A 26,010-nucleotide genomic window follows, 5' to 3' on the forward strand; every position below is an offset into this window, starting at 1 on the left:
GTTATAGACACCACGTCGTTTTATTTTGCCAAGCGGCTAAACGCTTTTTCAGCTGCTTGAATGGTTTGATTAATATCCTCATCTGAATGCGCTGTTGATAAAAACAGCCCTTCAAATTGAGACGGAGGCAAGAAAACACCTTCAAGCGCCATTTCGCGGAAATAATCAGCGAACAGAGCAAGGTCCGACCCTTTTGCATCTTCATAGTTTTGAACGGGTCCTTCATGGAAGAAGCAGCCGATCATCGAGCCAGCACGATTAAACGTGATTGGAATCCCATATTTACGTGCCGCATCCGTCAGCCCTTTTTCAAGCATATCCGCTTTGCGCCCAAACTCCTCGTAGGATGCTGGCGTCAATTGACGAAGTGTTTCGATTCCGGCAGTCATGGCCATCGGGTTTCCGGACAGCGTGCCTGCCTGATAAATGGTTCCCGCCGGCGCCACATTATTCATAATTTCCGCTTTGCCGCCGTAAGCACCAACCGGAAGACCGCCGCCGATCACCTTGCCAAGACAGGTAAGATCCGGCGTAACGCCGAAGTGCCCCTGTGCACAGTTGTAGCCGACACGGAAACCCGTCATCACTTCATCAAAAATAAGCAGGGAACCATTTTGCTCCGTAATTTCACGCAGGCCTTCTAAAAAGCCCGGCAGTGGAGGAACAACGCCCATGTTGCCGGCAACCGGCTCGACAATTACACAGGCAATATCCTCACCATATTGTTCAAATGCAAAACGAACGCTTTCCAAATTATTGTATGGAACCGTAATGGTGTTTTTGGCAACACTCTCCGGCACACCCGGGCTGTCCGGCAGTCCGAGCGTTGCAACACCGGAACCGGCTTTAATGAGCAGCGAATCTCCGTGTCCGTGATAGCACCCTTCAAACTTAAGGATTTTGTTGCGTGCTGTATATCCCCGTGCCAGCCGAAGCGCACTCATTGTAGCTTCCGTACCGCTTGATACCATTCGAACGACTTCGATCGACGGTACGCGCTCAATGACGAGCTTTGCCATTTCATTTTCAAGCAGCGTAGAAGCGCCGAAGCTCGTACCTGTTTCCGCCGTTTTTTTCAATGCTTCAACTACCTGGTCATTTGAATGGCCCAAAATAAGCGGACCCCATGACAGCACATAATCAATGTACTCATTCCCATCAATATCGTAAATTTTTGACCCTTTGCCCCGCTCCATGAAAATAGGATCGATATTGACCGATTTAAACGCACGAACCGGACTGTTTACGCCGCCCGGCATCATTTGAACCGCTTCTTTAAAAGCAGCTTTTGATTTTTCGAATGAACGCATGAAAAAGCCTCCTCTTATTGTTCGTTTAGCCAGCGTGCCGCATCTTTTGCATGATACGTCATAATTAAATCTGCACCTGCGCGCTTCATGCCAGTTAATGTTTCAAGAACAATCGCCCTTTCATCAACCCAGCTATTTAAAGCAGCAGCTTTCACCATGGCATATTCACCGCTTACGTTGTATGCCACAACTGGTGCATCAAATTCGTTTCGTACGTCCCGGACAATGTCCATATAGGAAAGAGCCGGCTTAACGATTAAAAAGTCCGCACCCTGTTCAATGTCAGCCCGCGCTTCCCGAATCGCTTCACGCCGGTTTGCCGGGTCCATTTGATACGTTTTCCGGTCGCCAAATTGCGGTGTAGAATCCGCCGCATCACGGAATGGTCCATAATAAGCAGAAGAATATTTTACAGCGTAAGACATGATTGGCACTTCTGTAAAGCCCGCTTCATCCAGCCCTTTGCGGATTGCTGCGACAAACCCGTCCATCATGTTTGATGGCGCGATGATGTCGGCACCTGCTTCTGCCTGGCTGATTGCCGCTTTGGCCAAAAGGTCAAGAGATGGGTCGTTTAATATGCGGCTTCCTTCGATAACGCCGCAATGACCGTGATCGGTATATTCACATAAACATGTATCCGCAATCACAATAAGGTCTGGATAATGGTTCTTAATATGGCGTGTGGCTTTCTGGACAATGCCATCATTATGATAAGCGCCTGTTCCAACTGCATCTTTTACATCAGGCAGACCGAATAAAATAACCGATTTAATGCCAAGCCCGACTACTTCTTCGATTTCCTCGTTTAATTGATCAATAGACAATTGAAAAACGCCCGGCATAGATGGAACCTCGTTGCGGATTCCCTCTCCTTCTGCTACGAAAAGCGGGTAAATAAAATCATTCACATGAAGATGTGTTTCCCGCACAAGCGCCCGCATATTTGCGGTTTGACGCAAACGGCGGTGACGTTCAAAATTCAATTCCATTTGTATCACTCCTTATAAAATCTGCTCATTTCCTTTACAAGCGCATCAATGGTAAAAACGGATGGACAGACCGAAACCGGTATGCCGCATGCTGCTGCTTCTTTTTCTGTTACCCGGCCAATCACTCCGTAATCTGTTCTTGGCAGCGGCTCTTGTGCCTGCTTCAGAATCTGCATAAAATGCCGGACAGCAGATGGACTTGTGAATGTAATCATATCTACTTTTTCCGTCCGAATCAGCTTTAATAAGTGTGCCCGCTCACCGGCTGGAAAGTACGTTTCATAAACAATCCATTCGTCTGCCTGTCTGCCTGTCTCACGAACGGTATCCGCTACTAAGCTGCGCGCCATGCTGCCTTTTGGAATCAGCACTTTTTCGGGCAGAAAACATCCTTTTCGTATGTCTTCGGCAACATCCTCTGCGGAAAACCGTCTGGGCATATAAGAAACAGAAAGTCCGTAGGATGCCGCTGCTTTAGCCGTCTGTGTGCCGATCGCCGCCCATTTTGCCCTTATTCTGTGCAAAAGATGGCCGGCTTTTTGCATAAAAAAATCAACACCGTTTTTGCTTGTAAACAAAATCCAATCATATGTATGCAAGCTGGCCAAAATGGCCTCTTCCTGCCCGTCTTCAAACGCCCGGAATGCGATAAGCGGCACTGCGTATGCTGTGCCGCCCGCTTCTTCTATTTTACCAATAAACGGTGCTGCCTGTCCCCTCGGACGGGTTACAACGATTCGTTTACCAGCGAGCGGCTTCATTCGGCTGCCGCCCTCGCTGCCTGGATTAATTCGAGAGCACCCCGGTCCTTTAAAAGATGTGCCGCTTCTAAGCCCACTTTTTCGGCGTTACTTCCTGAAACCGTTTCTTTTAAAATGGTTTTTCCATCCGGTGAAGCAACAAGTGCTGTTAAAGACAGCTCTTCACCTTTTATTGTGGCAAAACCAGCCACCGGTACCTGGCATCCGCCCTCTACTGCTCCTAAAAAAGCACGCTCTGCAGTAACCGCTCGTTTCGTGTTGTTACAAGTAAATTGGTCCAGCAAATTCCGTAATTCTTTGTCATCTTCACGGCACTCAATCGCAAGAGCCCCCTGACCGACAGCAGAAACGGACAATTCTTCACTCAAAAATTCTGTTACGGTATCTGCAGACCAGCCCATACGTGCCAGACCTGCGGCAGCAAGAATAATCGCATCATATTCTTCGTTCTGGAGCTTGGTCAGCCGCGTGTCAATATTGCCCCGAATCCATTTGATCTCAAGATCCGGTCTTGCCGCCAAAATCTGGGCGCTCCGGCGAAGACTGCTCGTACCAACAATGGAGCCGGCCGGCAATTCATGAAACTTTACATGCCCGTTTGAAATAAGCGCGTCGCGATGATCTTCCCGCTCCGGCACGGCGCCAATCACTAGACCTTCCGGCAGGACAGCCGGCATATCTTTCATGCTGTGAACAGCCATATCGATCTCGCCATCAAGCAGTGCCTGTTCGATTTCTTTTACAAACAAGCCTTTCCCGCCCACTTTTGATAACGTCACATCCAGAATACGGTCGCCTTTTGTCACGATTTCTTTTACTTCAAATTCTGTTCCCGGCGACAGCGCCTTCAGCTGATCGATCACTTGATTCGTTTGTGTGAGCGCCAAGCGGCTTCTTCTCGATCCGACAATAATTTTCCGCAAGATGATTCCCTCCATAACCGCCCGAAAGCCGGTGTCACGAATACCAGAAATGGAATGTGGACAGCCGGCTTCCGAGGAAAAAGTTCATTAAGATGATAAGAAAAGCCGCTGCATTGATTGATGCAAGGGTTTTTCCCGAGACTCCTTTTCGCACTTTCACATATAAAAAAGCACTATATATAAACAGTAAAACAAAAGAAGTAACAATTTTCAAATCAAACCAGCTTACATCAGGCAGTTTAATCGTTTTCCAAACCAGTCCTAAAATTAAGCTCAGCAGCAAAAGCGGAACACCCATTGCATTCCAGATGACTGACAGCTTTTCAAGCTGGCCAAGATCTCCAAGCCTCCAGAGGCGTTCATTCCACTTTTTCATTTTTAAAAGCCGGTATTGAAGCAGGTATAGGGCTGAAAAAATAAACGACAGCGAGAACGCTCCATACGACAAAATCGCTGTCGTGATATGAAGAAGCAAAAGTTCCGATACCAGTTTTTCCGCTGCCGCCTGCGACTCTACCTGAACCGGCGCAAAGGTATGGATCGTCATGATCATAAATCCTATCACATTCGTAAAGAAAACGGTGAAATCCATCCGAAGCAGCTTATTTAAAACAAGAGAAAACGTAACTAGCACCCATGCATAAAAATAAAGACCCTCAAAAAGAGTCAATACAGGAAATCGGCCTGTATTATACATATACAAGCCTAAAAAAATAGTTTGAAGGCTCCAAACCACTGTTAAAATCCAGAAGGCGATTCGATTCGCCCGCTGGTTTTTTTGAACAAAATCAAGAAAATAAAGCAATACGCTCACAGCGTACAAAATAATCATAAGTTCATGAAGGCGGATCATTCCTTGCTCCAACATCACGTAACCTCACTTAAAACTGGAGTAAAGGCTTTGTTTGAACCCTCTGAACACGCTCTTCCTCTTCCTGTGCACGCTTCAGTTCTTGAACGTCTTCCTCAATATTGAAAATGTGCATAAAAAGCTCAAGCTTTTCAGCCGCCCGCTTGTCACCGGCTAATTCTTTTGCCTGCAAGATCGGATCTTTCAGCATCTGATTGACAATACTTTTTGTGTGTTTACTTAATACTTTCCGGTCACGCTCTGATAAATGCGGGAGCTTCCGGTTGAGGCTCTCCATCGTGTCCGCTTGAATCGAAAGTGCTTTCTGGCGCAAAGCCGAAATAACCGGCACAACACCAAGCAAATTAATCCACTCATTAAACGCGACGATTTCCCCTTCAATCATAAGGCCTATTTTTGCGGCGGCTTTTTCTCGTTCAGCCAGGTTCGCTTCGACAATGCCTTCCAAGTCATCGATATCATATAAGAAAATGCTGTCCAAATCTGCAACTTCAGGAGCAATATCACGAGGAACTGCAATATCGACCATAAACAAAGGACGCCCTTTGCGCAGCTTTTGAACACCCTCGATTATTTCTTTTGTAATAACGTAAGCCTTTGAGCCGGTTGAGCTGATTAAGATATCCGCTTCAACCAATGCGCCTTGCAGCTCGTCCATTGTTTTAGCCCGGCCCTGGAACCGCTCAGCAAGCGCTTCTGCTTTTTCGAACGTCCGGTTTACGACAGTCACTTTTGTCGCACCGCTTCCATGCAGGTTCTGGATGGCCAGTTCGCCCATTTTACCAGCACCCAGAACTAAAACATGACGGCCGGACAAGCGGCCAAAAATCTTTTTGGCAAGTTCCACTGCTGCATAGCTGACAGATACTGCATTCGCGCCAATATCTGTTTCGGCATGCGCCCGTTTAGCCAATGTAATCGCCTGTTTAAATAAATGGTTAAAAACGGTACCTGCCGCTTTTACTTCTTGTGATTGCAAAAAGCTTTGGCGGACCTGTCCTAAAATTTGTGTTTCGCCCAGAACCATTGAATTTAATCCGGCAGACACACGAAAAAGATGTTCAACCGCGGCCTCTTGCTCATAAATAAACAAAAACGGCGTAAAGTCTGCCTGAGGAATATCGAACCATTTCGACAAAAATTCTTTTATATAGTAACGGCCGGTATGCAGCTGATCAACAACCGCGTAAATTTCTGTACGGTTACACGTCGATACGATGACATTTTCAAGCACACTTTTTTGTTTTTGGAGCTCTGCCATCGCTGCCGCGAGCGTTTCTTCTCTAAATGAAAGGCGCTCACGAATTTCTACCGGGGCTGTTTTATAATTTAATCCCACCGTGATGATATGCACGTCACTGCACCCCCGAAAACGATTCATTGTAGGTTTCATTATACCATAATGTAACGTTTTTATTTTTTATAAATTGTGAACATATGCTAACATAAAAGACAGTCATGCTTTTAAAACATATGTACACGTATTCCTGTTTCCGTTTGTACTATAGACAGAAACTTCAATGCTAAAACTACGGCGTCACCGATCACCGTTATAACGCATGAGCTAATGCGCTGAACAACAGGTAAAATGACATAAGTTCGGGTCCGTATTTTTTCAAACGACCTTTTGTTTGGTTTCTTATTTATAAATATTATCAAATAAAAATTACTTTAGCAATAGGTTGAAATCATTGTATAAAGACTAAGAACGTGGCGTCTTGTCACAACATCTTCATAACCCACTTCCTGTGGGCGCTCTATTAAATGCGTTGGAAAGCGAGGCTTAATCGATATGAATGAACAGCGTATCTTCCCAGGAGTTTTATTAATTGGCTTTGGTTTGTACTTTTTTCTTCAGCAATCAGCTTTTACGTGGGTTAAGCCTTATCTTGGCTGGCCGGCTCTGCTCTTTATTACAGGTCTTGCTTTTCTTGCCCAAGGGTTTAAAGGTGATGGAAGCGGACTGGTTCCCGGTGTCGTACTTTCGGGATTTGGCTTTCATTTTTATGTAGTCGACTACCTCGGCTGGTGGGCCAATGATACCGGTGTTTTTCTTCTCATTATTGCCGTAGGCTTTTTGCTGCAGCATCAGCAGACCGGCCGCGGCCTTTTAAACGGTGTTTTATTTTTGGCTTTAGCAGCCGTCATGCTTTTTTATGGGACTGTGAAACAATGGCTGGGACCGGCGGGTTCCTTTTGGCAGTTTTGGCCGCTGATTTTAATTGTGGTGGGCGGATACCTGCTGTTTGTAAAAAAAAACAGCGGACCGGCCCGCAAAAAAACATAAAAAAACAGCCTCCCTTATTGGGAGGCTGTTTTTATTCTTCTCCGAATTCTTCTTCTTTACGCAGCTCTGTTTGATATTCTTTTTGATCGAGCGTCCGTTTTTTCACAGCTTTCCACACTTCATCTTTTCCAAGGCCCGTCTCCGATGAAAAGACAATGATATCATCGAGCGGATCGAAATCAAGGGTTTCTTTTACCACTTTTAAATGCTTTTGCCATTTTCCTCTTGGAATTTTGTCTGCTTTTGTCGCAATCACAATAGCTGGAATGTCGTGATATTTTAGAAACTCATACATCGCTACATCGTCAGCAGATGGAGCATGACGCAAATCGACAATATGAATGCAGGCAGCAAGCGGCTCCCGGTCCGTCATATACGTTTCGATCATGCGTCCCCAGGCTTCACGCTCTGTTTTAGCCACTTTCGCATAGCCGTAACCCGGCACATCGACAAAAAAGACGGTGTCTTCAATTTTATAGAAGTTCAGTGTTTGCGTTTTGCCGGGTTTTGATGAAATACGGGCCAGGCTTTTACGGCCGATCATGCGGTTAATAAAAGATGATTTTCCCACGTTCGACCGTCCGGCAAGTGCAAATTCCGGCAGTCCATCCGTCGGGTATTGGTGCGGTTTCGCGGCACTGATCACCAGTTCCACATTGTTTACTTTCATGAATTGCTTCCTCCGATCGCGATGTCCAATACTTCATCCATGGTCGAAACAGGCAGGAACGTCATGCCTTCACGGATACTTTCTGGAACATCATCGATATCTTTTTCATTGTCTTTAGGCAGAATGATCGTTGTTAAACCGGCACGGTGCGCACCGAGTGATTTTTCCTTTACACCGCCGATAGGCAGCACGCGGCCGCGCAGTGTAATTTCTCCCGTCATGCCCACATCCCGGCGTACTGGACGTCCCGTAAGAGCCGAAATAAGTGCCGTCGCCATTGTAATCCCTGCAGATGGCCCGTCTTTCGGAACCGCCCCTTCTGGAACGTGAATGTGAATGTCATGATGTTCATGAAAATCTGCTTCAATGCCGAGCTCATCCGCTTTTGAACGCACATAGCTGAATGCAGCCTGCGCGGATTCTTTCATCACGTCTCCCAGTTTTCCGGTTAAAATAAGCTTGCCTTTCCCCGGAGAAAGTGACACTTCGATTTGCAGCGTATCGCCGCCGACAGAGGTATAAGCCAGACCGTTTGCTACGCCGATCTGATCTTCGGTATCAGCCTGCCCATAGCGGAAAATACGCTTGCCAAGAAACTCCTGCAAGTTTTTGTCTGTAACCGTAATCCGCTTTTTCTCGCCTGATACGATTTTTTTAGCGGCTTTGCGGCAGATGGCAGCCATTTGGCGTTCAAGACCCCGCACGCCGGCTTCACGAGTATAATAGCGGACGATATCCCGAATCGCTTCTTCTTTTAAACGAAGCTGATTTCGTGAAAGGCCATTTTCTTTTACTTGTTTCGGGAATAAATGGTCTTTTGCAATATTGATTTTTTCCACTTCTGTGTAGCCGGCGATAGAGATTACTTCCATGCGGTCACGCAGCGGTCCTGGAATAGCGCTCAGATCATTGGCTGTTGCAATGAACATGACATTCGATAAGTCGTATGTTTCTTCAATGTAATGGTCACTGAAGTTATGGTTTTGTTCCGGATCAAGCACTTCTAAAAGCGCAGCAGATGGATCACCACGAAAATCACTCGACATTTTATCAATTTCATCAAGCAAGAAAACGGGGTTGATCGTACCTGCTTTTTTCATGCCTTGAATAATCCGGCCCGGCATAGCACCTACGTACGTGCGGCGATGACCGCGGATTTCCGATTCATCACGGACGCCGCCAAGTGAGATGCGTACAAAATTCCGGCCAAGCGATTCCGCGATAGAACGGACCAGGCTTGTTTTCCCCACGCCCGGAGGACCTCCAAGGCAAAGGATTGGCCCGCGCAGTGACTGTGTTAATTGACGGACAGCTAAAAATTCAAGCACCCGCTCTTTTACTTTTTCAAGACCGTAATGATCGCGGTTTAACACGTCCTCGGCTTTTAATACATCCAGGTCATCTTTGGTCGCCTTGGACCATGGCAGTGTAACGAGCCATTCAAGATAGTTGCGGATAACCGCGCTTTCCGCGGCGCTTTGCGGAATTTTTTCGTAACGGTCAAGCTCCTTCATCGCTGTTTTTTCCACATGCTCCGGCATATTTGCAGCCATAATGCGTGTGGTTAGTTCTTCAACTTCACCTGTTTTTCCTTCTTTATCGCCAAGTTCAAGCTGGATCGCTTTCATCTGCTCACGCAAATAATATTCTTTCTGCGTTTTTTCCATCGATGTTTTCACACGCTGTCCGATTTGCTTTTCTAAATTCAATACTTCCCGTTCACTGTGAAGAAGGGAAATTAATCGTTCCAGTCGTTCTTTTATAGAGAATGTCGCTAAAATCTCCTGCTTTTCTTTTACTTTTAGTGACATGTGAGATGTGGCAATATCAGCCAGTCTTCCCGGTTCTTCAATATCAGCCACTGAACTGATCGTTTCCGCCGAACCTTTCTTGGACAACTTGACATATTGCTCAAACTGCTTTAACAGCATCCGCATCAGTGCTTCTGTTTCTGCATCTTTAGTCACATCTTCTTTATGCACTTCTACGACCGCTTCATAAAATGCTCCCTGGTCTACAACAGAAATCAGCTTTGCCCGGTCCAGCCCTTCAACAAGCACACGAATCGTTCCATTTGGCAGCTTCAGCATTTGCTTTACTTTCGTTAATGTACCGACTTCGTATACATCATCCCCAGATGGATCATCTAAATCCGGGTCTTTTTGAGCGGATAAAAAAACAAGCTGATCGTTCATCATGGCTTTTTCAAGTGCTTCGATCGACCGATCACGGCCTACATCCAAATGCAGAACCATTGTCGGATATACATGCATTCCGCGCAGCGGAAGCAATGGCACAGTATAAATTGTATCTGCCTTCATGACAAATCTCCCTCCCAGTAAGAAAAGCGCAAGGCGCCCGTTTATCCATCCAAACAAAAGCCACGATATCATACCGCGGCGCTTTTATGCTTTACATAAGCGGATCTCCGGCAGCGCCTGAAGCTGGATAACGTCCAAAATATCTCTTTTCTTCCCTTTCTTCCTATCTTAACGCAAACGAACAGAAACTGTCGATTGAAAAGAAGGGACAGCACCCCGAGAGGCACTGTCCCTTCCTAAAATGACCCGTCTTTATGCAGACGTTTTATCGGCAGAGCCGACATCGTTTCCATTTTCATCAAGAAGACGCGGCGGTGCAAGGTCGGTTACGGTTTCCTTCGTGATCACACATGTTTTAATATCTTCACGTGTCGGCAATTCATACATTACATCGAGCATAATGCTTTCAATAATGGAACGAAGACCACGGGCACCTGTTTTCCGCTCAATCGCTTTTTTCGCAATTTCACTTAAAGCCGCATCTTCAAATTGAAGATCTACATCGTCAAGCTCTAGCATTTTTTGGTACTGCTTGATCAGCGCATTTTTCGGCTTTGTTAAAATTTCAATCAACGCGTCTTCATCTAGCTGCTCCAGGCTTGCAATCACTGGAAGACGTCCGATAAATTCCGGAATTAATCCAAAACGAAGCAAGTCTTCTGGTACAAGCTGAGAAAGGTAGGATTTTTCCTCGCCTTGATCATTTTTCTGCTCGGAGCCAAATCCAATGACTTTTTGGCCAAGGCGGCGTTTAATAATTTGTTCGACGCCGTCAAACGCTCCGCCACAGATAAATAGGATGTTCGTTGTGTCAATTTGAATAAATTCCTGATGCGGATGCTTACGTCCTCCTTGCGGCGGTACGCTCGCTACTGTTCCTTCCAGGATTTTCAACAGCGCCTGTTGAACACCTTCACCGGATACATCACGTGTAATCGATGGATTTTCTGATTTGCGGGCTACTTTATCAATTTCATCGATATAAATAATCCCTTTTTCAGCTTTTTCCACATCATAATCAGCCGCTTGAATTAACTTAAGAAGGATATTTTCAACATCTTCCCCTACATAACCAGCTTCTGTCAGTGATGTTGCATCTGCAATCGCAAATGGCACATTTAAAATACGCGCCAGCGTTTGAGCAAGAAGCGTTTTCCCGCTTCCTGTCGGGCCAATCAAGCAAATATTTGATTTTGCCAATTCAACATCATCAATTTTGCTGTTTGAATTAATACGTTTATAGTGGTTATACACTGCCACAGCAAGCGATTTTTTCGCACGCTCCTGACCAATAACGTACTCACCTAAAATTTCACGAATTTCAGTTGGTTTTGGCACATCTTTAAATTCTACTTCTTCTTCTGTGCCCAGTTCTTCTTCCACGATCTCTGTGCATAGTTCAATGCACTCATCGCAAATATAAACGCCAGGTCCCGCGACGAGTTTTCTCACCTGGTCCTGTGATTTTCCACAAAACGAGCATTTCAATTGTCCTTTTTCTTCATTGAACTTAAACATCTGTTCACCCCTTATGCTATGTTGGTGCAGCTGGGAGCCCCTTTTTAATAGTCCGCTTTTTAACTGCGCCGTAACTAAGTTATGTATCGCATTGTAGCACATCTGCCACAAAACCAAAACGAAAAAGCGTTTCTCAGCTCTTTTTGGGTAGAAAACAAGGCACGATCACGTCGCGCCCTGTCAGTTTGTTCTTTATTTATTATGCACCAACTGTGCTGTTTTCGACAAGAAATTCGACTGCTTTACGAATTTTCAAGTCTGCTTTCATGCCTTCAAGACTTCCAAGCGCTTTTTGAATGTCTTCTTTAGAAAGACCAAATTGCTCAGACATTTTTGTTACTTCTGCATCTACATCTTCGTCTGTTGGCTCAAGGTTTTCTGCTTCTGCGATCGCTTCAAGCGTTAAGCTTGTACGTACGCGTGTTTCAGCATTTTCTTTCATTTGGCTGCGAAGGTCTTCTTCCGTTTGTCCAGAGAATTGATAGTACAAGTCAAGATTCATACCTTGCATAGAAAGGTTTTGCGTGAATTCTTGAAGCATACGGTCGATTTCTGTGTTGATCATTGCTTCAGGCACATCTGTTTGTGCGTTGGCAACTGCTTTTTCAACAAGATCGTCACGAAGCTTTTGCTCTGCAGCGTTTTTCTTTTGCTCTGCAAGACGCTCTTGGATTTTTGTTTTTAATGCTTCTAATGTTTCTACTTCTTCGTCTGTTTCTTTTGCGAATTCATCGTTCAGCTCAGGAAGCTCCTGCGCTTTGATTTCATGAAGTTTTACTTTGAACGTTGCTGGTTTACCCGCAAGCTCTTCTGCATGGTACTCTTCAGGGAATGTTACTTCAACGTCTTTTTCTTCGCCTGTTTTCATGCCGATCAATTGCTCTTCAAAACCTGGGATGAATGTGCCAGAACCAATTACGATTGAATAGTTGTCAGCTTGGCCGCCTTCGAATGCTTCACCATTCACGAAGCCTTCAAAATCGATTACAACTGTGTCGTCGTTTTCAACTGTACCGTCTTCTTTTACAACAAGCTCAGCATGACGTTTTTGAAGATCTTTTAATTCATTTTGCACATCTTCTTCTGTTACTTCTGTGTTTTCTTTTTCTACTTCAAGGCCTTTGTAGTCGCCAAGTGTTACTTCAGGTTTTACCGTAACTTTCGCAGTGAAGATAAACGGCTTGCCTTTTTCGAATTGCTCTACATCGATTTCTGGACGGTCAACCGGCTCAATGCCTGTTTCGTCGATCGCATTTCCGTATGCTTCAGGCAGAATCGCATCAATCGCATCCTGGTAAAGAGCTTCCACGCCAAAACGCTGTTCAAACAACGGACGCGGCATTTTCCCTTTACGGAATCCTGGAACGTTAATTGTTTTAACTACTTTTTGAAATGCTGTGTTAAGGCCTTTATCAACGGTTTCAGCGTCAACCTCAACTGTTAGTACGCCTTGGTTGCCTTCTTGTTTTTCCCACTTTGCTGACATAAAAATTCCCTCCAACAATCTATTAATAAATATGAACGTTCGTCCTATGTATATTCTGAATTGATATAAAAAGGACACAATACGACTTTTACATTATACCATACAGCCGCTTTGTTTCAACTAAAAGGCTGAAATTTCATCGAGTTCTTTCATAAATTGAAGCGCTGCTTCGCCTTCTGAAGTACCTTCCTCTGTACTGCTCATCTCGTACAGGCGGCTTATTTTCAGCACCAATGCCTCCGCCCACTGCTCTACAGATGCAGGGGGATCAAAAGGATACAGCAAAAACTGATACTGTCTGGCCAGCTCCACAGCCTGCTCGCACAGGGCGGGGTCATTTTGGCCGGCGGTTTCTTCTAAGTATTGTATTACACCTCTGAAAAAAGGATGGCTGAACACTTCCCCTTCCATCACAGGAATGACCTCTTTTTCAAAGTGAAATTTGCGCACCAACACCCTTTCGGCAGTTCCTATATCCCGCAGCAGCCCAAGAGCCATCGTTTGAATAAAAGGATGCTCGGTTTGATCGCCCGCTCGGTCTATCAGCTCTTTTTCAAAAGGAGCGGCATCCGTTTTGGCCAGTTCTGCCAGCTTCATCATTTTATCCTGAAAGGAATCGTCCGTTTTAAACAGCGTTTCTTCTTTTTTTACACTCATTCGGTCTGCCAGTGCTTTTAAGTGTGCAAAATGCTCGTAACGATCTGGCGGAAGCCCTTCTTCAAGCAGGACGGATAATGTATCTGCGACTTCTTTATACCGCCGTTTTTGAATGAGCATCAACACATGCAGGTCAAGCACGTCAAAATAATGCCCTTCTCCTGCATGCAGCATCGCACGTGAAAGCTCTATCCCTTCATCGTGGTTCCCGCTTTCGTGATAAGCAATTAAGAGCGCTGTTTTAATTTCTTCTTGGTGCCCTTCGTCAAAACGGAGCGCTTCGGTATATAGACGAATGGCTTCATCAAACCGCTTTTCCTCCAGCGCCTGCTGTCCCTGCTGCTGGAGCCGGGCTGAGGTGCCGGGAAATTGAACGACATTGCCTGATTTTTTTCTTCTTTTTTTCTTCAACGTTCTCACCCGCCAGCTCTTATAATAGTTGAGTGTAGCATGGTACCGGACGGTTGAACAGAGAAAACAGTTGCTCTCGCCGCTTCCGACTGTCATGCTGTTAGTATGAATACAATGAAAAGGAGATCCAATCATGATCGAAGTTAAAACATCTACATTAAGCGACGGTGAATTGAACCGCGGCGTTTTCGCTGTCCGTGATATAAAAAAGGGAGAGATGCTTCACGAGGCGCCTGTTATTCCCTACCCGAACGACCAGCACATCCATATCGAAAAGACCCTGTTAGCCGATTATGCTTTTGAATACGGCGTCAATCACTCAGCTATCCTGCTTGGTTATGGTATGCTGTTTAATCATTCCTATGACCCTAATGCTACATATGACATTCATTTTGAAAGTCATTCTTTTAAATTTTATGCATATCGGGATATTCAGGCCGGTGAAGAGATTTTAATTAATTACAATGGAGATGTGGATGACAACGCTCCGCTTTGGTTTAATGATGACAGCCTGGAGCAATAAGAGCAAAGCTGCCGTACTTTCAAGGCGGCTCTCTATGTCCAGTTTATAATAAGCCCTCTCGTCCTGCATCATGCATTGCAAAAAAGCCATATATCCCCTGTATGGCTTTTGCTTTGTTTTATATATCGGACTGCCAGATTTCTTTTTTCGCTCTATAAAAAAAATCAAAGCATTGGTCCATGCTTTGATCTGCAGCTTTACTTAATATAATAAAAATAGAGATAGATTTCTATAAATACAAAAAAAAGCGCCGTACGGCGCTTTTTTTATTACGTCCCAGGAGGGATTCGAACCCCCGACCGACGGCTTAGAAGGCCGTTGCTCTATCCAGCTGAGCTACTGAGACTTCCTCTGAAGACAATATCTATAATATCAATCCATATATCGCCTGTCAACACTTATTTCATTTTAAAATAAATTATTTGTTATACCACTCGTTTTTTGACTTGAAACAAAAACGCCCTGCGCGAACAGCAGGACGTTCTGTTCGCTCAACGGCTGAATGTGCAGCTCAGCTCTTTTACTTCTTGATGTGTGTCATCATAAAATTGAACGGAAATCGCCGATTTGCTTATATCGACAATAGCGTATGTTTTTTCACGGCGTCCTCTCGGCAGGGAAATGCTTCCCGGGTTCAAATACAAAACACCGTCTTCCATTTCAGCACCCGGGGTATGAGAATGACCGAAAAAAACAAAATCGGCTCCGGTTTCTTTTGCCTTCATAGCTAAGTTCGTTAACGTCATCTTGATATTGTAGCGATGGCCATGTGTCACAAATACACGGCAGTCTTCTACACTTTCTAAGATGTCGTTTGGGAACTTGTCCTCATCATCGCAATTGCCGCGGACAATCGTATAGCCGACGACTTCCGAGTCTGTTGCCCTCATTTCGGAATCTCCGCAATGAATCATCACCGAAACTTTACCTGCATAGCGCTGCTTTAAATCCGACAAAATGCTGTTCCATCCATGGTTATCACTTACGACAAGCATCTTCATTCCGGTTCACCTGCCAATTCCGGCAGCTGTGCCCGTAATGACCGAAGGGCATTTGCACGGTGGCTGATTCGGTTTTTTTCTTCCGGATCAAGCTGTGCCATTGTCACATTGTATCCTTCCGGAATAAACAATGGATCATACCCGAATCCATGCTGGCCCGCTTCTTCAAAACCAATGATTCCTTCACAGCGCCCTTCTGCATAAATCGGGTCACGCCCATCTGGAAACGCTACAGCGAGCACACACATAAAACGGCCAGTCCGGTCTTCTCCCGGTACGTCTTTCATTTCGGCCAGTACTTTGTCATTGTTCGCCTGATCGTTTTTTTCTTCTCCGGCATACCGTGCTGAATACACGCCCGGACGTCCATCAAGCGCATCAATGATCAAGCCTGAATCGTCAGCAATCGCCGGCCGGCCTGTTGACCGGGCGGCAAAATCAGCTTTTAAAAAGGCATTTTCCGCAAAGGTTTTGCCTGTTTCCTCTACATCCGGAAGATCGGGATAATCAAGCAGTGTTTTCACTGTGATGCCGACAGGCTCAAACATGCGAATAAATTCCTTTGCTTTACCAGCATTACGTGTAGCCACGATGACTTCATTCATTGACTGACTTCCTTTCGTAGATCAACTCTGCTGCAACGCCAAGCGCCTCTGCTTGAATATCAAATAACGTTTCCAGGCCGCTTTGTGCTGCTTGAAGCATTTCCTGAAGCTCGTTCATAGAGAAAGTGGCTTCCTCTCCTGTTCCCTGTACTTCAACAAATTGTCCGGTCCCTGTCATGACGACATTCATATCTACTTCTGCAGTGCTGTCTTCTTCATAATTTAAATCTACAACAACTCCATGCTCCTTGACAATGCCGACACTTGTGGCCGCAAGAAAATCCGTAATCGGATAAACGGAAAACTCCTTTTCGATCGCCAAATCATGCAGAGCCAGGGTCATGGCTACGAACGCGCCTGTAATGGCTGCAGTCCGGGTTCCGCCGTCTGCCTGAATCACATCGCAGTCGATCCAGACAGTGCGCTCTCCAATGACATCAAGGTCTACGACTGCGCGCAGCGCCCGGCCGATCAGCCGCTGAATCTCCATCGTCCGTCCGGTTACTTTTCCTTTTGTTGATTCCCTCATGTTGCGCTGGCCGGTCGCGCGCGGAATCATCGCGTATTCTGCTGTAACCCAGCCTTTTCCGCTCCCTCTCATAAAAGGAGGAACCCGGTCTTCAATCGTCGCGGTGCAAATTACTTTTGTATTTCCAACTGAAATCAGCACGGACCCTTCCGGATGTGTTAAAAAGCTGGTTTGAATGTCAACCGGCCGAAGTTCTTTTTCTGTCCGTCCATCTGTGCGCATATACATTCCTCCGTTTTTTCCTGCTTCCGCTGTCCATTTTCCAAAAATTATACGCGTCTGTCAAATATTCATTCGGCAGATGGAAGACTTTCTTCATTCACAAATAAAGGAGTCGTCAAGGAAGCCGGCAGTGGGGCCCCTGTTTCCATTTTCACCTCTGGGTGTCCTTCCACTTCAACCCCTATACTTTCAATTTGGGCAGTAGCAGCCAGCGTCAGTGATAACGGCTTTAGCAGACTGCTTGAAACAAGAGCTTCTCCGTTGTTTTCCAAAACGGCCTCGTTAAACTGAAGAACAGCCCGTCCATCTTCTACTTCTGGTTCTTTTGTCAGCTTTGCATCAGCCGGCCAGCTTGTCATAAGCCCGCTGCCTGCTGCAGGTCCTTTCGCAAGCTCTTTTACAGAAGCAGCAATAAGGTCTGTTTCATCCTCTGAAATGCGGCGGGTAACCGGCACTAAATAAGGTCCCTGTTCATTTTGTCCGGTAAAATACACGGTAATCGGTTTTGTTGCTCCAGGATCGGTATAGCCCGCTTTTAAGTTGATGCCATCTTCCCGCTTCATGCCTCCGGCTGCAATCGGCAGTCCTGCTTTCGGCATGGACTCCAGTGTTTCGCCGTTAAATTTAATTTGCACACGATCTGCCTGGCCCATTCCGGTAACCGTCCACGTAATGGCTGATGCGACAAGTTCCTCTTCCTCTGCCGGATAATTGGCAAAAGCGCCCCCCACACTTACGATGGCTGTTTTCCCATCGAGCTCGACATCTTGAATAACGGTTCCTTCAGGCAATGGAGAACGGAAGCCGGCTGGAATGTTCCCTTCCGCCAGCGCGATAAGCGCAGCTTGCTCTTCCTGCCCGTTCCCTTCGACTGCCGCTATTTGAGGAACAAGAAGTCCATTTTCGTCCACCACATACAATTCTGCCATCACTTTTTCTTCTGCTGCAACCGGCTTGTCTCCCCCTTCTTCGGTATACACCACTTTCACCGGCAGTCCTTCCTCTGGTTCCGCTGAACAGCCTGACAGTATAAGCAGCAACAGCAAGCCACATTTTTTCTGCACTTAAACCGCCCCTTTCATTTGCATTCATACAAATATATGCAGACAAATGAAAAAAAGCCGGCATTTATGCCAGCTGGATTTTTTTCGTATTTAATGGAATATCCCCAAGCCAGTCTGCTGCAATCGCGTTAAAAGCCTGGACACTTCCGGTTGTAAAAAAACGGTGATCCGCCTGTTCGCTATCTGAAAGCATCTCATTAAACTCTAAAATCGCACTGACTTCACGGGCGGTTTCATCACCAGAACTAATGACTGACACCTCTTCCCCCATAAAATCCGCAATAATCGGTTCCAAGAGAGGATAGTGTGTGCAGCCAAGTATAACCGTATCAGACGGCGTTTCTTTTAGCGGTTCAAGTGTATGGGCCACCACCTGCTTGGCTCGCTCACTGCGATATTTTCCACTTTCAACAAGCGGGACAAATCCCGGACAAGCAAGAGCATACACTTCTGCTCCCGGATCAATGGCAGCAATAGCTTTTTCATAAGCTTTGCTTTTCACCGTGCCGGCGGTTCCAAGCACAGCAATGCGACGGTTCTTGGTTTGTTTAATAGCCGCGCGGGAGCCTGGCTGAATAACACCGACAACCGGAATAGGAAGCTGGCGTTTGATTTCATCTAACACAACGGCGGTAGCCGTGTTGCAGGCAATCACCAGCATTTTCATATCATACCGCTCTAAAAAACGGGTCATTTCCCAAGTAAACTGCCGTACCTCTCCAGGCAGCCGCGGGCCGTACGGACAGCGCGCTGTATCCCCTATATAATAAATGGTTTCTTTAGGCAGCTGGCGCATCATTTCTTTTGCAACCGTCAGCCCGCCGACACCTGAATCAATTACTCCAATTGGTCTGTTCAACACCGACGCCTCATTCCACTTTCATTTCAATGTGCATTTTACTTAAAAGGGCATTTAATTGCGCTGTTTCTTCCTCCGAAAAGTTATTCAGTACATCCTCCACATATTGGCGGCGCCTTTTAATAACTTCTTTAATAATTTTTTCGCCTTCTTCTAGAAGATGAATCCGGACAATGCGCCGGTCCTTTGTGTCCCGGACGCGCGCAACAAGGGATGCTTTTTCCATTCGGTTAATTAAATCCGTTGTCGTGCTGCATGCCAAAAACATTCTTGAAGAAAGATCGCCAATAGTTGTATCCCCTTTTTCATATAATGAATGCAAGGCAATAAATTGTGGCGGCGTGATCATATAATCATTTAAAATTTCACGGCCTTTTTGCTTGATAATGCTGTCAATATGACGCAGGTTCCGTTCAATATCGGCGACCGCTTCTCCCGAACTGCTTCGTGTGAGAGACATGTTTTTGCACCCTTTCATATGTAAAACAATATGCCATTCTTCTTTTATTTTCGCTTTTTTTCAAACAAAATGCAAGCAAGGGAAAAGCCGCGCCCTTCCCGGCACGGCTTTAGCTTTATAACGTAAGCTCCCCGATCCGAAGCAATTCTACAATGGCTTGCGCCCGTCCTTTGACGCCCAGCTTTTGAATACCATTTGAAATATGGTTCCGGACCGTTTTTTCACTGATTCCCAATTCTTCTGCAATGTCGTGTGTAGATTTTCCGTCAACCAGTCTCTTGAATACGTCTTTTTCGCGCTTCGTCAAAATCAGAGCTGCCACAAACAACGTCACCCTTTCAAAGAGCAGCCTGTGTCGGTTAGCCGCCACTACCCTTATCATATGCTCGCTATACGTAATTGGTTTTACATAAGAAGCTCTTTTGTATTATCGGTAAAAGAAACAGACCGGCCATAGGTTTTATCAAGGGCAACATCACGTTACTTTTTCGCCATAAAAACCACCGGGAAAGTGACAAGGGAAGCTGTTTAAACTTACATTTTAGTTCATTACGATAGAACACCTTTCCCTATAGTCACTTATAAATCAGCTGTTACAGCTGTAATGAGGTCCACGATTGTTTTTTTTGGATCCGCCCGCCTGCAAAAAGCAAACGAGACCTTTTCCAGAACATATCAATACGACGGGTGTATGACCGAGACATGCCCATTCTTTCAGAGCCTCACATACGCAGCTGCTTTCATTCACCGACAACGGTCATGGTATCTTTCCATACAAAAAAACCTCCAGCATAAGCTGGAGGTTTTCTATTAATCTACTGCGTGGTCGCTTCCGAAGAAATTACGGAACGACTGGAATGTAGCTTCACGGTTTAACGCAGCGATCGATGTCGTTAACGGAATGCCTTTCGGGCAGGACTGAACACAGTTTTGTGAATTACCGCAATTGGCAAGTCCTCCGTCTCCCATAATCGTTTCGAGGCGCTCATCACGGTTCATGGCACCTGTTGGATGTGCATTAAACAAACGAACCTGCGATAATGGCTGCGGACCGATAAAGTTTGATTTGCTGTTTACATTCGGACAAGCTTCCAAGCATACACCGCATGTCATACATTTGGACAGTTCATATGCCCATTGGCGCTTCCGTTCCGGCATACGTGGTCCAGGCCCTAAATCGTACGTTCCATCAATTGGCACCCACGCTTTAACACGCTTCAATGAATCAAACATACGGCTGCGGTCTACCTGAAGGTCACGGACAACTGGGAACGTATTCATTGGAGCCAGGCGAATCGGCTGCTCCAATTGGTCAACCAGAGCTGTACAAGACTGCCGCGGCTTGCCATTGATATTCATAGAGCAAGCGCCGCATACTTCCTCAAGACAGTTCATGTCCCAGGTAATTGGTGTTGTTTTTTCACCTTTTTTATTTACCGGATTACGACGAATTTCCATTAGGGCGGAAATCACATTCATATTCGGACGGTAGGGTATTTCGAACTCTTCCTCATACGGAGTAGAATCAGCGGCATCTTGACGTGTGATGAGAAATCGAACTGTTTTTTGCTCACTCATTATTTCTCCTCCTTCTTCTTCGAGTAGTCCCGTTTACGAGGCGGAATGAGCGATACATCGATGTCTTCGTAATGGAAAGAAGGCGCCGTGTTTTCACCTGTGAACGTGGCCATCGTTGTTTTCATAAATTCTTCGTCATTACGATCCGGGAAGTCCGGCTTGTAGTGTGCTCCGCGGCTTTCGTTCCGGTTCAAAGCACCAATCGTCATGACGCGTGCTAAATGAAGCATGTTTTTCAACTGGCGGGTAAACATCGCACCCTGATTGCTCCACTTGGCTGTATCGTTAATGTCGATGTTTTTATAGCGTTCCATCAACTCAACAATTTTATCGTCTGTCTGCTGCAACTTATCATTATATCGAACAACGGTCACATTAGCGGTCATCCATTCGCCCAATTCCTTGTGAAGAACATAGGCATTTTCAGATCCTTTGTTTAAGGACATGACATCGTTCCATTTTGCCTGTTCCTGCTTCACATGATTGTCGAAAACAGACGAAGAAACGGCCTCGGCACTTTTCTCTAGTCCGTTAATGTACCGTACTGCGTTTGGTCCTGCTACCATACCGCCATAAATAGCGGAAAGGAGAGAATTCGCCCCAAGACGGTTTGCACCGTGCTGTGAATAGTCACACTCACCAGCTGCAAAAAGACCTGGAATATTGGTCTGCTGGTCATAATCAACCCATAGTCCGCCCATAGAGTAATGAACAGCAGGGAAGATTTTCATCGGTACTTTACGCGGATCATCACCCATGAACTTTTCATAGATTTCGATAATTCCACCCAGCTTGATGTCTAGTTCGTGTGGGTCTTTATGGGAAAGATCCAAGTATACCATGTTTTCACCATTGATACCTAGTTTTTGGTTTACGCAAACGTCAAAGATTTCACGTGTTGCAATATCCCGCGGTACCAGGTTTCCGTAAGCTGGATACTTCTCTTCCAGGAAGTACCAAGGCTTCCCATCTTTATATGTCCAAACGCGTCCACCCTCACCACGCGCCGATTCACTCATTAGGCGAAGTTTGTCATCGCCTGGAATCGCTGTTGGGTGAATTTGAATGAACTCGCCATTTGCGTAATGAACGCCCTGCTGATACACAATTGATGCAGCTGAGCCCGTGTTGATAATCGAGTTTGTAGACTTACCAAAGATAATACCGGGGCCGCCTGTTGCCATAATAACCGCATCTGCTGGAAACGATTGAATTTCCATCGTTGCCAGGTTTTGTCCAACAATTCCACGGCAAATTCCTTCGTCATCAATTACGGCGCCGAGAAATTCCCAGCCTTCATATTTTGTCACAAGACCCGCTACTTCAAAGCGGCGCACCTGCTCATCCAGCGCATACAGCAGCTGCTGGCCTGTAGTGGCACCTGCAAAAGCGGTACGGTGATGCTGTGTGCCTCCGAAACGTCGGAAATCAAGAAGACCTTCCGGTGTCCGGTTAAACATAACGCCCATACGGTCAAGCAAATGAATAATGCCTGGTGCCGCTTCTGCCATCGCTTTTACCGGCGGCTGATTCGCTAAGAAATCGCCTCCATAAATCGTGTCATCAAAATGTACCCACGGGGAATCGCCTTCCCCTTTTGTATTAACCGCTCCATTAATGCCGCCCTGCGCACAAACGGAATGAGAACGCTTTACCGGGACGAGCGAAAATAACTCGACAGGCGTACCTGCCTCCGCTGCTTTAATCGTAGCCATCAAACCGGCCAAGCCGCCGCCGACTACGATAACTTTACCTTTACTCATTGTGAGGTCCACTCCCTTTTCAGTCCTGCCTTCTATCTATCTGACAAAACTCCATTCATTGCCGGGTTTTATACAAACGCAAAGATAGCGCTTAATCCGACATACGATAAAGCTAAAAATACAAGTAATGTTGCGTATGTAACAATACGTTGTGAACGTGGCGATACTGCGATTCCCCAGCTCACACAAAACGACCATAAACCATTTGCAAAATGGAAAATTGCTGAAAGCACTCCAACTATGTAAAAAACGAGCATAAATGGATTATCTAAAATATTCTCCATCATCTGAAAATTCACTTCTGCACCAAGCGCAGCTTGAACCCGTGTTTCCCATACGTGCCATGCAACAAAGATCAGTGTAATCACGCCTGTCCAGCGTTGCAGCACAAACATCCAGTTGCGGAAGTATCCAAAGCGTCCAGGATTGTTTTTCGCAGTGAACGCAATGTAAAGCCCATAAATCGCGTGGAACAAAAGTGGCAGGAAGATCACTAACGTTTCAAGCACAAGCACAAAAGGTAAACTTCCCATAAAGCCTGCCGCCTGGTTAAACGCTTCTTCCCCTTTCGTCGCAAAATGATTCACGACTAAATGCTGCGTCATAAAAAGCCCGACTGGAATGACACCGAGCAATGAGTGCAGCCTGCGGTAAAAAAACTCTCGATTGTCAGCCACCATTTTCCCCCCTTGAATTTGAAGCATCCGACAAATATTTTGTTTATTCGCACATTGCTTCATCTAGTAATCTTACGATGTGACAAATTCATTTTACTCCCATAAATTAAGAGCGTCAAGGTAAGGTGGGGACATTTTTGTCCGGCTTTTCATGCGGAATATGCTTTTTTTGGGACGGTCAATTGTATATAATAACGAGAGAGAAAGCGAGGAATTCACTTTGACTATTGAAAACGAAGAACAGGGACCCGTTGAAGCAACGGAAGCGTCCGTTTCTCTCTTTGGCTATGAACTGATACGGGATGTTTTACTTGGCGATCTGCTCGGAAATGACGCGGCTGAAATCTTATATTGGGGCGGAAAAACGCTGGCGCGGCGCTTTCCTTGTGCAAATACAGAAGAATTGACAGCTTTTTTCAAAGAAGCCGGCTGGGGTACAATTGAACTTGTAAAAGAAACGAGAAAAGAATGGGTCTACCGCTTATCTGGAAGTTTAGTTGAACGGCGGTTTACCGTGCAGACAGATCCTGCTTTTACACTTGAAAGCGGCTTTATTGCGGAACAGGCAGCAGCCCGTTTTGAATCGAACGCTGAAGCAATTTGTCAATTACATAAGAAAAATAAGCATGTCGAAATTACGGTAAAATGGGAATAGACCGCTCGTTGAGCGGTCTATTTTTCATTTAGAGCTGCCATAACGGCTTCGGCTGTTTTGGCTGGAATCCCAGCCGCCATGATTTCTTCTTTTGATGCTTCTTTTAGTTTTTTTAGAGAGCCAAATGCTTTTAACAGCTGCTTTTTCCGCTGCGGCCCCACGCCCTCTATGTCATCTAAAATAGATTGGAAAGCACCTTTGCCCCGGATTTGTCGATGGAAGGTAATCGCAAACCGGTGTACTTCATCCTGAATACGCTGAAGTAAATAAAATGCCTGGCTGTTGTGCGCAAGCGGCACAATTTGCAGCGGGCTTCCATAAAGGAGCTGAGAGGTGCGGTGACGCTCGTCTTTTGCGAGGCCGGCGACCGGGATATCAAGCCCGAGCTCATCTAGCAATACATCGCGCGCTGCTTCTATCTGCCCTTTTCCGCCATCGATAATAATTAAATCAGGCAGCGGCAGGCCTTCTCGCAGCACACGCGTGTAACGGCGCCGCACTACTTCCCGCATAGAGCCGTAATCATCAGGCCCTTTTACGGTTTTAATTTTATATTTTCGATATTCTTTTTTTTCGGGCTTCCCATCAATAAAAACAATCATCGCGGATACCGGAGCTGTTCCCTGGATGTTTGAGTTATCAAATGCTTCAATTCGACGGGGAACATGAATATTCATGACTTCGCCAAGCTGCTCAGCCGCTTTGATTGTTCTTTCTTCGTCCCGGTCAATTAACGCAAATTTTTCTTTTAAAGCCGCTTTTGCGTTATTGCCTGCAAGCTCCACCAATTCCTTTTTCTTGCCCCGCTGCGGCTTTGTAACCGGCACACCGATCAGCTGGCCGGCAAGATCTGCATCAACAGCGTCTGGAAGAAGAATCTCCTTCGGCTTAAAATGCTCCGGCGCCTCATAAAAACGGCCAAGAAATGTTAAAAATTCTTCTTCAGGCTCACTATAAATAGGAAAAGTGGACACATCCCGTTCAATTAAGCGTCCCTGACGCACAAAAAACACCTGCACACACATCCAGCCTTTATCGACTGTATAACCAAAAACATCACGATCAGTAAGGTCGGCCATGTTGATTTTTTGCTTTTCCATCAGGGTGTCGATATGAGAAATTTGATCACGATATTCTTTTGCGCGTTCAAATTCAAGCTTTTCCGCTGCTTCTTCCATTTTTGCGGTTAAGGCTTTTTTCACTTCTTGATGGCCGCCATTTAAAAAGCGGGTAATTTCCGCTGCCATTTCTTTATACGTATCAGCTGGAACTTCTTTTACACAAGGAGCGAGACACTGCCCCATATGGTAATACAGACAAACGCGGTCAGGCAGCGTTGAGCATTTGCGGAGCGGATACAAGCGGTCCAGAAGCTTTTTTGTTTCCGATGCAGCATACGCATTCGGGTACGGGCCAAAGTACTTCCCTTTGTCTTTTTTTACCTTCCTCGTGATAATGAGGCGTGGATGCCGCTCTGCAGTCAGCTTAATAAACGGATAACTTTTGTCGTCCTTAAGCATGATATTATACTTTGGATCGTATTTTTTAATTAAGTTCAGCTCTAAAATAAGTGCTTCAAGATCCGAGGAAGTAATAATATATTCAAAGTCTACAATTTCACTGACCAGTCTCGTTGTTTTCGCATCATGCGAGCCGGTAAAATAGGAACGGACCCGGTTCTTCAGCACTTTTGCTTTTCCCACATAAATCACTGTCCCGTGCCGGTCCTTCATTAAATAGCATCCAGATTCATCCGGCAGGAGAGCCAGTTTATGCTGGATCAGTTCATTCATCTTTTTTCACTCCTTTTATAATAAGAAAGCATACGGCGGACGAGCCAGGCAGCATTCTTTACCGGAAGGCTGGC

The 26,010-nt window shown here is 45.7% G+C and carries 25 protein-coding genes and 1 tRNA gene; 3 read left to right on the top strand and 23 right to left on the bottom strand.

All coding sequences use genetic code 11. The features are described 5' to 3' along the window. Window positions 1-20: 20 nt before the first annotated feature. From hemL to hemA, 6 genes are read right to left on the bottom strand one after another with little or no spacing between them, the layout of a single operon-like run. Window positions 21-1,310: a glutamate-1-semialdehyde 2,1-aminomutase gene (gene hemL, locus RG959_RS02750; protein WP_342795844.1), complete on the bottom strand. Its 1,290-nt coding sequence runs from the start codon at window positions 1,308-1,310 to the stop codon at window positions 21-23. A 14-nt stretch (window positions 1,311-1,324) separates the two neighbouring features. Then, a complete protein-coding gene (gene hemB, locus RG959_RS02755; protein WP_342795845.1) occupies window positions 1,325-2,302 on the bottom strand; it encodes a porphobilinogen synthase in 978 nt (325 codons plus the stop codon). 5 nt (window positions 2,303-2,307) lie between these two features. Continuing rightward, complete coding sequence (locus RG959_RS02760; protein ID WP_342795846.1) at window positions 2,308-3,063, bottom strand: uroporphyrinogen-III synthase; 756 nt, start codon at window positions 3,061-3,063, stop codon at window positions 2,308-2,310. Beyond that, window positions 3,060-3,986: a hydroxymethylbilane synthase gene (hemC, locus tag RG959_RS02765; RefSeq protein ID WP_342795847.1), complete on the bottom strand. Its 927-nt coding sequence runs from the start codon at window positions 3,984-3,986 to the stop codon at window positions 3,060-3,062. The genes RG959_RS02760 and hemC overlap by 4 nt, the downstream gene beginning before the upstream one ends. Before the next feature lie 34 nt (window positions 3,987-4,020). After that, window positions 4,021-4,854, bottom strand: coding sequence for a cytochrome C assembly family protein (locus RG959_RS02770; protein WP_251269578.1), 834 nt, complete (start codon window positions 4,852-4,854; stop codon window positions 4,021-4,023). 13 nt (window positions 4,855-4,867) lie between these two features. Continuing rightward, on the bottom strand, window positions 4,868-6,211 hold the full coding sequence (gene hemA, locus RG959_RS02775) for a glutamyl-tRNA reductase (protein WP_342795848.1): 1,344 nt from the start codon (window positions 6,209-6,211) through the stop codon (window positions 4,868-4,870). 438 nt (window positions 6,212-6,649) lie between these two features. On the opposite strand from hemA, the gene RG959_RS02780 reads away from it, so the two are divergent. Further along, entirely contained in the window at window positions 6,650-7,144 is a 495-nt protein-coding gene (locus tag RG959_RS02780) for a hypothetical protein (protein WP_251269580.1), read from the top strand. Between the two features lie 31 nt (window positions 7,145-7,175). Here the strand turns inward: RG959_RS02780 and yihA are convergent, their stop codons facing one another. From yihA to RG959_RS02805, 5 genes are all read right to left on the bottom strand, one after another. Continuing rightward, window positions 7,176-7,814 carry a ribosome biogenesis GTP-binding protein YihA/YsxC gene (gene yihA / locus RG959_RS02785; protein WP_342795849.1) on the bottom strand — a complete coding sequence of 213 codons (639 nt, stop codon included), beginning with the start codon at window positions 7,812-7,814 and terminating at the stop codon, window positions 7,176-7,178. Continuing rightward, window positions 7,811-10,135 carry an endopeptidase La gene (lon, locus tag RG959_RS02790; protein ID WP_342795850.1) on the bottom strand — a complete coding sequence of 775 codons (2,325 nt, stop codon included), beginning with the start codon at window positions 10,133-10,135 and terminating at the stop codon, window positions 7,811-7,813. The genes yihA and lon overlap by 4 nt, the downstream gene beginning before the upstream one ends. Window positions 10,136-10,387: 252 nt before the next feature. Continuing rightward, entirely contained in the window at window positions 10,388-11,653 is a 1,266-nt protein-coding gene (gene clpX, locus RG959_RS02795) for an ATP-dependent protease ATP-binding subunit ClpX (RefSeq protein WP_342795851.1), read from the bottom strand. 199 nt (window positions 11,654-11,852) lie between these two features. Beyond that, window positions 11,853-13,139, bottom strand: a complete 1,287-nt coding sequence (gene tig, locus RG959_RS02800) for a trigger factor (protein ID WP_342795852.1) — start codon at window positions 13,137-13,139, stop codon at window positions 11,853-11,855. Window positions 13,140-13,259: 120 nt separating this feature from the next. Beyond that, window positions 13,260-14,207, bottom strand: coding sequence for a tetratricopeptide repeat protein (locus RG959_RS02805; protein WP_342795853.1), 948 nt, complete (start codon window positions 14,205-14,207; stop codon window positions 13,260-13,262). Between the two features lie 133 nt (window positions 14,208-14,340). Between RG959_RS02805 and RG959_RS02810 the strand changes: the two genes are divergently transcribed. Continuing rightward, window positions 14,341-14,730 (top strand): SET domain-containing protein, encoded by a 390-nt coding sequence (locus tag RG959_RS02810; RefSeq protein ID WP_242233308.1) that lies wholly within the window; start codon window positions 14,341-14,343, stop codon window positions 14,728-14,730. A gap of 272 nt (window positions 14,731-15,002) precedes the next feature. Here the strand turns inward: RG959_RS02810 and RG959_RS02815 are convergent. The 11 genes from RG959_RS02815 to RG959_RS02865 all read right to left on the bottom strand — a co-directional run bounded on the left by RG959_RS02815 (window position 15,003) and on the right by RG959_RS02865 (window position 23,488). Beyond that, window positions 15,003-15,076 (bottom strand) — tRNA-Arg (locus tag RG959_RS02815). Window positions 15,077-15,221: 145 nt separating this feature from the next. Beyond that, window positions 15,222-15,731: a metallophosphoesterase gene (locus tag RG959_RS02820; RefSeq protein WP_342795854.1), complete on the bottom strand. Its 510-nt coding sequence runs from the start codon at window positions 15,729-15,731 to the stop codon at window positions 15,222-15,224. Continuing rightward, window positions 15,728-16,336 (bottom strand): XTP/dITP diphosphatase, encoded by a 609-nt coding sequence (locus RG959_RS02825; protein ID WP_342795855.1) that lies wholly within the window; start codon window positions 16,334-16,336, stop codon window positions 15,728-15,730. The genes RG959_RS02820 and RG959_RS02825 overlap by 4 nt, the downstream gene beginning before the upstream one ends. Next, a complete protein-coding gene (gene rph, locus RG959_RS02830; RefSeq protein ID WP_342795856.1) occupies window positions 16,329-17,087 on the bottom strand; it encodes a ribonuclease PH in 759 nt (252 codons plus the stop codon). Before rph ends, RG959_RS02825 begins: the two co-directional genes overlap by 8 nt. A 68-nt stretch (window positions 17,088-17,155) precedes the next feature. Further along, the gene (locus RG959_RS02835) at window positions 17,156-18,151 is read right to left on the bottom strand and encodes a GerMN domain-containing protein (RefSeq protein ID WP_342795857.1); all 996 of its coding nucleotides are present in this window, start codon (window positions 18,149-18,151) and stop codon (window positions 17,156-17,158) included. Between the two features lie 64 nt (window positions 18,152-18,215). After that, entirely contained in the window at window positions 18,216-19,010 is a 795-nt protein-coding gene (gene racE / locus RG959_RS02840; RefSeq protein ID WP_342795858.1) for a glutamate racemase, read from the bottom strand. Window positions 19,011-19,020: 10 nt separating this feature from the next. Further along, window positions 19,021-19,470: a MarR family winged helix-turn-helix transcriptional regulator gene (locus tag RG959_RS02845; RefSeq protein ID WP_342795859.1), complete on the bottom strand. Its 450-nt coding sequence runs from the start codon at window positions 19,468-19,470 to the stop codon at window positions 19,021-19,023. 115 nt (window positions 19,471-19,585) lie between these two features. Beyond that, window positions 19,586-19,792 (bottom strand): helix-turn-helix domain-containing protein, encoded by a 207-nt coding sequence (locus RG959_RS02850; RefSeq protein ID WP_094031938.1) that lies wholly within the window; start codon window positions 19,790-19,792, stop codon window positions 19,586-19,588. 488 nt (window positions 19,793-20,280) lie between these two features. After that, window positions 20,281-21,048, bottom strand: a complete 768-nt coding sequence (gene sdhB, locus RG959_RS02855; protein ID WP_251269617.1) for a succinate dehydrogenase iron-sulfur subunit — start codon at window positions 21,046-21,048, stop codon at window positions 20,281-20,283. After that, window positions 21,048-22,811, bottom strand: a complete 1,764-nt coding sequence (sdhA, locus tag RG959_RS02860; protein ID WP_342795860.1) for a succinate dehydrogenase flavoprotein subunit — start codon at window positions 22,809-22,811, stop codon at window positions 21,048-21,050. Before sdhA ends, sdhB begins: the two co-directional genes overlap by 1 nt. 68 nt (window positions 22,812-22,879) lie before the next feature. Continuing rightward, window positions 22,880-23,488 carry a succinate dehydrogenase cytochrome b558 subunit gene (locus tag RG959_RS02865; protein ID WP_309089606.1) on the bottom strand — a complete coding sequence of 203 codons (609 nt, stop codon included), beginning with the start codon at window positions 23,486-23,488 and terminating at the stop codon, window positions 22,880-22,882. A gap of 220 nt (window positions 23,489-23,708) precedes the next feature. Here RG959_RS02865 and RG959_RS02870 point away from each other — a divergent pair, with 220 nt between their 5' ends. Then, on the top strand, window positions 23,709-24,143 hold the full coding sequence (locus RG959_RS02870; RefSeq protein ID WP_342795861.1) for a YslB family protein: 435 nt from the start codon (window positions 23,709-23,711) through the stop codon (window positions 24,141-24,143). Window positions 24,144-24,160: 17 nt separating this feature from the next. On the opposite strand, the gene uvrC is transcribed toward RG959_RS02870, so the two are convergent. Beyond that, complete coding sequence (gene uvrC, locus RG959_RS02875; RefSeq protein WP_342795862.1) at window positions 24,161-25,936, bottom strand: excinuclease ABC subunit UvrC; 1,776 nt, start codon at window positions 25,934-25,936, stop codon at window positions 24,161-24,163. Window positions 25,937-26,010: the final 74 nt, after the last annotated feature.

This window comes from Domibacillus sp. 8LH (assembly GCF_038806185.1).
Classification (GTDB): domain Bacteria; phylum Bacillota; class Bacilli; order Bacillales; family Domibacillaceae; genus Domibacillus; species Domibacillus indicus_A.